Genomic DNA, 8,394 nt, shown 5'->3' on the forward strand with positions numbered 1-8,394 from the left:
ATTTCTAGTTGATTGTGTAAAGGATGAGCGAGGAGCTGACACCGCAGGTCGGCGTTTCAGGGCTCAAACCATATTATCGGTTATGTCGTTGCCTTCAAAGTCCGCCCCGCTGCTCGATAGCACTCGGTTTGTCTCACGAAGCCAGACCACAGGGTGCGGCGCTTCGTGAACCATTGGGCGCGATCGGACTCGCACCAGCTCCGGAACGGCACGCCCGACCACGGCATGCGCTTCTCGCTCTCGTGGGTCTGGAGATGGGAGAGCCAGACAAGCGCGGCGGCGGCGTGGGCTTCTTGGGGGAACTGGCCGAGTTGTTCGCAGTCGGGTTCGAGCCAGCGGTCGAAGGTGAGGCCGAGGGCGCGTTCGACCCGCTGAAAGTCGCGGCTGCGGTGGTTGATTTCGGCGGTGCAGACGGCGACGGCCCAGGCGCGGAAGTTCTCGATATCGATTGCGGGCGCGGGGAGGGGACGGCGGTGGCGGCGGATCAGGTCGGCGACGGTCTCATTCGGGCGGACGGCGAGACTGTCGGGCATGATCCGAGTATCGGATCTGGGGCTGGATTTTTCAACCGTGTTCCGGAAATAAATCCGGATTACACTCGGGTCTTCCTGAGCGCAGCGAAGGACCTCACATAGCGGTCAGAGGACTCCGTGGCGGGCGTGAGATCCTTCGCTGCGCTCAGGATGACAGGAAGGGGTGCGCTCCGGGGCTACCTGCCACCTTTCATGAGTTCATCCCATTCGAGCACCCGATAGACGCGGAAGACCGTCTTGCGGTCGACGTCGAATTCCTTGGCCGGGCGGTACTGCGCGAGCTTGAGGGTCTTCACCGAGATGCCGACCAGCAGCTTCACCACGGTCTGGCGCACGCTCGAGCCGGCGATCGGCCTGAACTCGACCACGACATGGTCGTTGACGCTGGGGGCGCGGTCGCGCTCGACATAGATCAGGCTGTTGGGCTTGCGCCACGGCCACATCGAATCGCCCACCACGTTCAGCGCGAACACGTCGCCGCGGCCATGGATGCCCGGCGGGCGGGCGACATGGTCGATCACCGTGCCGTTCATCTCGAACTCGCCGTTGCCGTCGCCGCCCATCGCCGTGCCATAGAGCGGCACGTCGTTGGCCATGTGGCCGAGCATCGGCCGGCCGGGCGCGTCGAAGGCGGGGGCGACGTTGCCGGCGATGTCGCCGATCGACAGGGCCTGGGCCGCATCGAGAGGCAGCGCGCCTTGCAGCTCGGCGACGCTCACCGGGCGGCCGATCTTCTGGGCAGCGCCGCTGGCCAGCTTCGCATAGGTCTTGTCGGTCAGCGTCTTGGCGCCGGTCGGGTCGTCGAGGAACTTGCGCAAGGTGCCGTCGCCCAGCCCGGAGAGGGATTCCCACTGGGCGACGTTGAGGCCGGCCCCGGCCATGAAGGCGCGCAGGGCCTGGCGGCGTTGGTTGGCGTCGAAGGCCATGCCGTCAGTCTGGCATTTTCCGGAATGGATTCCGAGCGGCTTATTTTCCGGAATCCGTCTTGAAGTCGGATTATTATCCGGATACTCTTCCGGTCATGGCCGCTCCCAACCTCTCCGCTTCCGCCCTTCATCCCTGGCTCGTCGAGGACGCGGCCGACTGCCTGGGCTTCGAACGCGAGGGTGGTTATTCGCCCCGTGCCGCGCGGATGGCGACGCGCGACATGCTGGCCGACCGCGCCCGCGAACTGGGCTATCCCGAACGCGAGATCGAGTCGATCGTCGATGCGGCGCTGGAGGCCGCATCGGCGTGACGGCCCTTCGCCGGGAAGACGGAGCCTTACTTCTCGCCGAGCCAGTGAGCCCAGGTGCCCTTGCGCGCCTTGCGGGCCTCGAACTCGGCATCGGCGTAGCGCTGGGCGGCGCGCGGCTCCCACGACAGTGGCTCGTCGAGCTCGTGGCCGTAGGCGACGCCCGAAGCCAGCAGCGCGCCGCCGAGATCGATCGGCTGGGCTTCGTCGAGCGCGCATTGCGCCACCAGCCGGCATTCCGAATCGTAGCGCGCGATCCGGCACTTCACCTTGTGGTCGGCGCGCGCCAGCAGATCCTCGAGCGTCGCGCGGGCGCGCATGCCGGGCACGGTTTCCACGCGCGACGCATCGCGCAAGGCCGGGGCCTGCACGCCCCAGATGCGGAGCGGCGTCTTGAGTCCGCTGCCGCCCAGGGTCTCGCCGTCGAGGGCGAAGGCCTGGCCCGACCAGGTCTGCGGCAGCGCGCCGACGGTGGCGACGCAGCCCTGTGGCTTGGCAGGTGCGGCGGCCGGCGTTGCGGGAGCCGGTGTCGCGGGCGCGGCGGCAGGCGGCTTGGGCGTGTTCTGCGCCTGGGCAGCCGAGGTGAGCAGCCCGAGCAGTGCGACAGCGAGGGCGATCTTTTTCATGCGCCGAACGTGGCGTCCGTTTGAGGCGAGGTAAAGGCCGATGGCACGTATCCGAACGATCGAGGAAGGAGTCACACCATGAGCCGTGGCCGTCCCTGGACCGCCGACGATGCCGCGCGCCTGCGCAGGCTGGTCGCCGCCGGCGAGACCGATGCGCGGATCGCCGAGACGATGGACCGCCATCCCGACGTGATCCGCAAGCGCCGCCGCGCCGAGAACCTCGCGCCCGGCCAATCGCGTGCCGCGACGATCATGCTGATGCGCGTGAACCGGCGGCGGCTGGGAAAGAAGGTGGCGGGCAAGTACGAGAAGGAGAGCCCGTGATGGCCGAGCGACCCACCGGCTTCAGCGAAACCCTGGCCGCCGAAATCTGCCGCCGCCTGGCCGACGGCGAACTGCTGTACGACATCTGCCGCCCGACCCGCATGCCCAGCCGCGACACGGTGCGCCGCTGGCAGTGCGAGAACGCCCCGTTCCGCAGCCAGTACGCCGCCGCCCGCGACCAGCAGGCCGACGCGCTCGCCGAGGAGGCGATCCACATCGCACGCAACGCCGACGCGGCCAACGTGACCGTCTGCCGGCTCCAGATCGACACGATCAAATGGCTCACCGCGAAGATCGCACCGAAACGCTACGGCGAGAAAACGGTGTCTGAGGCGGCCGCAGAAGTGTCAATCGGTGACGCGATCGAGAAGGGGCGGGAGCGGGTGCTGCGGTTGCGAGAGGGGTGAGGTTGGCGTTTCCTCCGAGCTAAGAATGTAGGTCCGGTCGCCGCATTACGGAGCGGACCATATCTGCTGCGCGTGATCGAAGAGTTGTTTGCCGCGCGCTGTGCCTCGTCTTCGTCCCACTTAGTTTTTTTCACGAAGTCCTTGGTCAACATCAGGATTGACTGATCCGAGACATGCCCCCTTCAGCCATCCATCTCCTGTCCCAGCCGCGCGAGCCGGGTCAACGCGTCGTTGCGCGTTCTGTCGCGACGTTGCTTGTACGCGAACACGTCTTCCGACCGGAGGCGCCGATGGGTGCCGACCTTGTGGTGCGGGATCTCCTTGTTCTCGATCAGCTTCACAAGAAAGGGCCGGGAGACTTCGAGCATCTCGGCCGCCTGCTGGGTGGAAAGCTCCGCGCCGACCGGCACGAGCGTGACCCCTTCGCCCTTGCCGATGAACTGCAGGAGATCGAGCACGAGGCGGCTGATCGCCGGTGGAAGTTCGACGTCGGCGCTCTTGGCTCCCTTCCTGACGTGAAGCGACAGGCCGCCGCGCTTGTCGCTGTGACTTGCAAGGAGGGCGACCGCCTTCCTGGCCTTGTCGGCTTCCTCGGGCGTCGGGAGGCGTTCGGAAAGTGATTCGTCGTTCGGCATGGTTGTCTCCGTAGGCTTGTCGGGTACGCTTGTAGGTGTCCTGACCATAAACGAAATATTCGAAATATCCAAAATAAACGAATCAGACGAATCGAACGAAACGGAGTCGGCGCCCCCCGCACCCCCGGCACAGGCCGCCTCACACGCAGCGGAAGCGGACGTAGTAGTTGATCTCGCTGACGAGGCGCTCGCTGACGATCTGCGGGTTGAGGCTCCTGACCTTGCAGACCTCGCGGGTGACGCGGGCCGCGGCTTCCTCGCCGCGGGCACGTTCGCTGGCCGGGTCGGGATCGATGACCACGCGTCGCGCACGATCAGCAGGTCGAATTCGTTCGGCGTGCCGGTGGGCGAGAGGTTGGCCTTCAGGCGCTTGCCGGCCACGTTGATCGTTCGCGACGAGGTGCCTTCGATCGTCTGCTGATCGTGGCACGAAGCGGTCGCGAGGGCGGCCAGGATGGTTGCTAGCGTCGCGGCGAAGGACAAAGCGAGGCACGGCTGGGTCATCATGTTCCTCTTCGGAGAGTATGGCGCCTCTCCCCGTCGCCCCTTGATCAATGTCAATGCATGGGCCACTGAGTGGCAGACGATGGCCGTCGAACGGGAGGGGACAGCATGAAGCGGAATTCGTGCGGCCGGCGGGAGTTGCTCCTCTTGTCGTTGGCCGCGGTGACGGTGGCGGTGTCGCCCGCCGCCCTGGCGCAGACGCCCACCCCTGCACCCACGCCGTCGCCTGCACCGACGCCGACACCCGCGTCCGCGACACCCGAGAGGAAGCTTTTCTCGCCGGCCGAGCTCGACCAGATCCTGGCGCCGATCGCGCTCTATGACGACGCGCTGCTGTCGCAGGTGATGATGGCCGCGACCTATCCGCTCGAAGTCGTCGAGGCCGCGCGCTGGCAGCAGGCCAATCCCGGCCCGACGGGCGATGCCGCCGTCACCGCTGTGGCCGACAAGGGGTGGGACGTCAGCGTGAAGTCGCTGGTCGCCTTCCCGTCGGTCCTGAAGCAGATGAACGAGCATCTCGACTGGACGCAGAAGCTGGGCGACGCGTTTCTCGGCCAGCAGGGCGATGTCGCAGCCTCGATCCAGCGGCTGCGCGCCAAGGCCGCCGCCGCGGGCACGCTGAAGACCGGCGCCGGCCCGCAATACACGGTGTCGACCGAGACGCAGGGCAGCGAGACCGTCTACGCCATCGCGCAGTCCAGTCCGCAGGTCGTCTACGTCCCGAGCTACGATCCCAACACCGCCTACGGCGCCTGGTCCGAGCCGGCCTATCCGCCGACCTACTGGCCGCTGGGCGGCGCGCTGCTCCGCGGTCTGATGTGGGGCGCCGGCATCGCGGCGGCGGGCGCCCTGTTCGGCGGCTGGCGCTGGGGCTACGGCGGCGGTGGCTGGGGCAGCAGCTACACCACGGTGAACGTCAATCGCGCCGTGAACATCGACCGCAACTTCAATCGCAACACCATCGGCGACGGCGGCCGCTGGCAGCACCAGGTCGATCACCGGCGCGGCGTCGCCTATCGCGATCCGGCGACGCGCCAGCAGTTCGGCCAGAACCGGCCGGGCGCGGACCAGCGCGCACAGTTCCGCGGACAGCTGGAGCATCCTGCCCAGAGGCCTGCCGGTGGCGCCGGCCTCAACCGTCCCGGTGGCCCGGGCGCGGGCGCTGGAGGCGTCCAGCGTCCGGCCCAGCGTCCCGGCGCCGGAGCGGGGCAGCGTCCCGGAGCGGGCGCCGGGCAGCGCCCGGGCGGCGCCATCGGCGGCGTCAACCGCGGCGGGCAGATCAATCGCGAAGCCCAGCGCGGCCGCGCTCAGCAGCAGCGCAGCGGCGGTCCCCGCGCCGGTGGCGGTGGCGGGGCACGCGGCGGTGGCGGCGGCGCACGCCCAGGCGGTGGTGGGGGTGGCGGACGTCCCGCGGGTGGCGGCGGTGGTGGTGCACGTGGTGGCGGCGGCGGCGGGGGCGGCGCGCGTGGTGGTGGCGGTGGAGGTCGGCGATGATGAAACTGGTTTCCCGGCTCGTCGCAGCACTTGCATTGTATGCGGGCCTGCTGGGCGCGTCCGTTGCACAGACACAAGCGCAGGCGCCGCCGCCGGTGCCGGCACCATCCCAGGCTCAGCAGGCGCCGCAACTGAAGGGCTTCCCGACCCCCGACGCGGCGGCCGACGCGCTCACCGATGCCATTCGCAAGCAGGACGACAAGGCCATCACCGCCATCCTCGGCGTCGACTGGCACACGCTGATCCCCGGCAGCGACTGGCAGGACGACGAGCTGCGGGACAATTTCCTGAAGGCCTGGGACGCGGGCCACAAGATCATCCAGGAGACGCCCGACAAGGCGCTGGTCGGCGCCGGCACGACGGGCTGGGTCTCGCCCATCCCGATCGTGAAGCAGGGCGACGTGTGGCGCTACGACGTCGATGCCGGCCGCATCGAGCTCGAGGCGCGCCTCATCGGGCGCAACGAACTCGCCGTCATCCAGACCCTGCTGGCGATCGTCGACGCGCAACACGACTATGCGGCACTCGATCCGATGAAGATCGGCGTGCCGGTCTATGCGCGCCGCCTCGTGAGTTCGCCGGGCCAGAAGAACGGACTCTACTGGGAGACCAAGCCGGGCGAGGCACCCAGTCCGCTCGGCCCGATGCTCGCCAAGGCGCAGCTGGGCGACGTCGAACGCGACGGCTACTACGGCTACCGCTTCCGCCTGCTCTACAGCCAGGGGCCCGATGCGCCGGGCGGCGCGCGCGACTACCTTGTGCGCGACCGCATGAGGGGCGGCTTCGCCGTCCTCGCCTGGCCGGTGCACTATGGCGAGACCGGCGTCATGACCTTCATGATCAGCAACGACAGCGACGTCTACGAAAAGGACCTCGGCGAACAGACCGCCCAGCGCGCCGCCGCGATCAACGCCTTCAATCCCGACAAGAGCTGGGAAAAGGCGGACATGACGCCTTAGCCCATCGGCTCACTTCGCAGGCGGCTGCGGGATGATCGACGACATCCGGATCTTCCACTGACCGCCTTCCTGGACATAGGTCACGGTCCAGTAGCCTGCGGCCACGAGCGGAGCGCCGTTCTGGTCCTTCCCGGAGATCTGGAACGTGCCCATCCCGAGCGCGGTGTCGGAGCCCACGGCCCAGGCCTGGTTGACCGTGGCCTCCAGGCGATTCATGCCGGCCTTGAACAAGCCCTCGATGAGCAGAGGGATATCCGTCCTCAGCCCGGTCGGATTGACGACGACGGCGTTGCTCGCATAGTGCGCGACGACGCCGGCCACGTCCTTCCTGTTGAAGGCCTCCATGTAGGAGGTATTGCTCTGCTCCACCTGCCTCTTGATTTCCGTATCGGCGGCAAATGCCGGTACGGACAGCGCACCGGCGACGCAGAGCAACGCGAACGCGCAGGCGGATCTGGTCGCCCTGGTATCCATATTCGCCTCCTCGTCATGCGCGCGGCGGCACCGCCTGCGGGATGGCCGACAGCATCCGGATTTTCCAGCTGCCGCCTTCCTGGACATAGGTTGCCGTCCAGTAGCCCTTGACCTCGAGCGGAGCGCCGCCCGGGTCCTTGCCGGTGGTCCGGTATGTGCCCGTCGCGAGCGCCGTACCGGTTCCCAGGGGCCAGGCCTGCTCGACGTTGGATCTCATATGGTTGAGGCCTCGCTTGAAGACATCCTCGACATGGGCGGGGATATCCGTCTTCGGCCCCGTCGCGTTGACGAAGACGGCACCGGGTGCGTACTGCGCGACGACACCGGCCACGTCCTGCTTGTTGAAGGCATCGCCGTACGAGGCGTTGGCCTTCTCCAGGCTCTTCCTGAGTTCCATGTCGGCCAGTGATGCAGCGGCAAGGGGAACGGCGACGCAAAGCGACGCGAACGCATAAGCTAACGTGGCTGTCGAAGCATCCATGTTCGCCTCCTCGTTATGCGCGCGAGGAGCCTACGCCCGTCCTTGGCAGGCAACCTTGATCTTTGTCACTTTCTCGCGCCTTCGCGGGAAAGGCCCCCGGATCACACGACGAAGAAATCCTGGTTGGTCAGGGCGAGGCCGGCGGATAGCTGGGCGAACTCGACCCTGCCGCCCGCGGCGCTGCCGTTGCTGTCGTAGAAGAGCCGGCCCGTGTCGGTTTCGTAGATGATGCGATCGGAGGCGTCGGCCGCCGTGCCGCTCGCATTGGCGACGAACTGGTCGGCGGTGAGGGGGCCGGTTCCCACGAGCGTGGTGAAGATCGCATTCCCGAGCTGGATCGTGTCGTTCACGACGTTGAAATCGGTGATCGTGTCAATGTTCGACGATGCGAGCGCCGTGCTGAATGCGAAAGTGTCGTTGCCCAGGCCGCCCGTCATCTGGTCGGACCTTGCGCCGCCATCGAGCAGGTTGTTGCCGGTATTGCCGATCAGCACATTGGCCAGCGTGTTGCCCGTGCCGCCGATGTTTCCGGTCCCTGTCAGGGTCAGGTGCTCGATGTATTGGTCCGTGATGCTGAAGGTCACGGCACTCTGCACGAGATCGGTACCCTCGCCATTCTTCTCGACCACCGTGTCGCCGGTATTGTCGACGACATAGGTGTCGTTGCCGTCGCGGCCGACCATTCTGTCGGCGCCGGCGCCGCCGTCGAGCAGGTTGTTGCCG

Annotated in this window: 13 protein-coding genes; 5 read left to right on the top strand and 8 right to left on the bottom strand. The window is 67.3% G+C overall.

Going from position 1 to position 8,394, the window contains the following annotated elements:
- Positions 1-80: 80 nt before the first annotated feature.
- Positions 81-533 carry a hypothetical protein gene (locus AC1ROX_RS09610; RefSeq protein WP_493124796.1) on the bottom strand — a complete coding sequence of 151 codons (453 nt, stop codon included), beginning with the start codon at positions 531-533 and terminating at the stop codon, positions 81-83.
- A 176-nt stretch (positions 534-709) separates the two neighbouring features.
- On the bottom strand, positions 710-1,459 hold the full coding sequence (locus AC1ROX_RS09615) for a S24 family peptidase (protein WP_493124798.1): 750 nt from the start codon (positions 1,457-1,459) through the stop codon (positions 710-712).
- 95 nt (positions 1,460-1,554) lie between these two features.
- Between AC1ROX_RS09615 and AC1ROX_RS09620 the strand changes: the two genes are divergently transcribed.
- The gene (locus AC1ROX_RS09620) at positions 1,555-1,770 is read left to right on the top strand and encodes a hypothetical protein (RefSeq protein WP_493124800.1); all 216 of its coding nucleotides are present in this window, start codon (positions 1,555-1,557) and stop codon (positions 1,768-1,770) included.
- A 26-nt stretch (positions 1,771-1,796) separates the two neighbouring features.
- On the opposite strand, the gene AC1ROX_RS09625 is transcribed toward AC1ROX_RS09620, so the two are convergent.
- Positions 1,797-2,393 carry a thermonuclease family protein gene (locus AC1ROX_RS09625; RefSeq protein WP_493124802.1) on the bottom strand — a complete coding sequence of 199 codons (597 nt, stop codon included), beginning with the start codon at positions 2,391-2,393 and terminating at the stop codon, positions 1,797-1,799.
- 78 nt (positions 2,394-2,471) lie between these two features.
- Here AC1ROX_RS09625 and AC1ROX_RS09630 point away from each other — a divergent pair, with 78 nt between their 5' ends.
- Positions 2,472-2,717, top strand: a complete 246-nt coding sequence (locus AC1ROX_RS09630; protein WP_493124804.1) for a hypothetical protein — start codon at positions 2,472-2,474, stop codon at positions 2,715-2,717.
- Entirely contained in the window at positions 2,717-3,124 is a 408-nt protein-coding gene (locus AC1ROX_RS09635) for a terminase small subunit-like protein (protein ID WP_493124806.1), read from the top strand. Before AC1ROX_RS09630 ends, AC1ROX_RS09635 begins: the two co-directional genes overlap by 1 nt.
- A gap of 182 nt (positions 3,125-3,306) precedes the next feature.
- On the opposite strand, the gene AC1ROX_RS09640 is transcribed toward AC1ROX_RS09635, so the two are convergent.
- Both AC1ROX_RS09640 and AC1ROX_RS09645 read right to left on the bottom strand, forming a co-directional pair.
- Complete coding sequence (locus tag AC1ROX_RS09640) at positions 3,307-3,759, bottom strand: helix-turn-helix domain-containing protein (RefSeq protein WP_493124808.1); 453 nt, start codon at positions 3,757-3,759, stop codon at positions 3,307-3,309.
- Between the two features lie 139 nt (positions 3,760-3,898).
- On the bottom strand, positions 3,899-4,060 hold the full coding sequence (locus AC1ROX_RS09645) for a hypothetical protein (protein WP_493124810.1): 162 nt from the start codon (positions 4,058-4,060) through the stop codon (positions 3,899-3,901).
- Between the two features lie 311 nt (positions 4,061-4,371).
- Here AC1ROX_RS09645 and AC1ROX_RS09650 point away from each other — a divergent pair, with 311 nt between their 5' ends.
- Together AC1ROX_RS09650 and AC1ROX_RS09655 are read left to right on the top strand one after the other, a co-directional pair.
- Entirely contained in the window at positions 4,372-5,757 is a 1,386-nt protein-coding gene (locus AC1ROX_RS09650; protein WP_493124812.1) for a DUF3300 domain-containing protein, read from the top strand.
- Positions 5,754-6,716 carry a DUF2950 domain-containing protein gene (locus tag AC1ROX_RS09655; protein ID WP_493124814.1) on the top strand — a complete coding sequence of 321 codons (963 nt, stop codon included), beginning with the start codon at positions 5,754-5,756 and terminating at the stop codon, positions 6,714-6,716. The genes AC1ROX_RS09650 and AC1ROX_RS09655 overlap by 4 nt, the downstream gene beginning before the upstream one ends.
- Positions 6,717-6,725: 9 nt before the next feature.
- Here AC1ROX_RS09655 and AC1ROX_RS09660 read toward each other — a convergent pair whose 3' ends face one another.
- The 3 genes from AC1ROX_RS09660 to AC1ROX_RS09670 all read right to left on the bottom strand — a co-directional run.
- Complete coding sequence (locus AC1ROX_RS09660) at positions 6,726-7,190, bottom strand: YybH family protein (RefSeq protein WP_493124816.1); 465 nt, start codon at positions 7,188-7,190, stop codon at positions 6,726-6,728.
- A gap of 13 nt (positions 7,191-7,203) precedes the next feature.
- Entirely contained in the window at positions 7,204-7,671 is a 468-nt protein-coding gene (locus AC1ROX_RS09665) for a YybH family protein (RefSeq protein WP_493124818.1), read from the bottom strand.
- 101 nt (positions 7,672-7,772) lie between these two features.
- Positions 7,773-8,394: calcium-binding protein (locus AC1ROX_RS09670; protein ID WP_493124820.1), on the bottom strand; the 622-nt coding region annotated here is incomplete at its 5' end.

This window comes from Reyranella sp. GW821-FHT14A01 (assembly GCF_058803965.1).

Coding starts and splice junctions, on each gene's coding strand:
- AC1ROX_RS09610 (WP_493124796.1), bottom strand. CDS start 533: ATGCCCGACAGTCTCGCCGTCCGCCCGAATGAGACCGTCGCCGACCTG.
- AC1ROX_RS09615 (WP_493124798.1), bottom strand. CDS start 1,459: ATGGCCTTCGACGCCAACCAACGCCGCCAGGCCCTGCGCGCCTTCATG.
- AC1ROX_RS09620 (WP_493124800.1), top strand. CDS start 1,555: ATGGCCGCTCCCAACCTCTCCGCTTCCGCCCTTCATCCCTGGCTCGTC.
- AC1ROX_RS09625 (WP_493124802.1), bottom strand. CDS start 2,393: ATGAAAAAGATCGCCCTCGCTGTCGCACTGCTCGGGCTGCTCACCTCG.
- AC1ROX_RS09630 (WP_493124804.1), top strand. CDS start 2,472: ATGAGCCGTGGCCGTCCCTGGACCGCCGACGATGCCGCGCGCCTGCGC.
- AC1ROX_RS09635 (WP_493124806.1), top strand. CDS start 2,717: ATGGCCGAGCGACCCACCGGCTTCAGCGAAACCCTGGCCGCCGAAATC.
- AC1ROX_RS09640 (WP_493124808.1), bottom strand. CDS start 3,759: ATGCCGAACGACGAATCACTTTCCGAACGCCTCCCGACGCCCGAGGAA.
- AC1ROX_RS09650 (WP_493124812.1), top strand. CDS start 4,372: ATGAAGCGGAATTCGTGCGGCCGGCGGGAGTTGCTCCTCTTGTCGTTG.
- AC1ROX_RS09655 (WP_493124814.1), top strand. CDS start 5,754: ATGATGAAACTGGTTTCCCGGCTCGTCGCAGCACTTGCATTGTATGCG.
- AC1ROX_RS09660 (WP_493124816.1), bottom strand. CDS start 7,190: ATGGATACCAGGGCGACCAGATCCGCCTGCGCGTTCGCGTTGCTCTGC.
- AC1ROX_RS09665 (WP_493124818.1), bottom strand. CDS start 7,671: ATGGATGCTTCGACAGCCACGTTAGCTTATGCGTTCGCGTCGCTTTGC.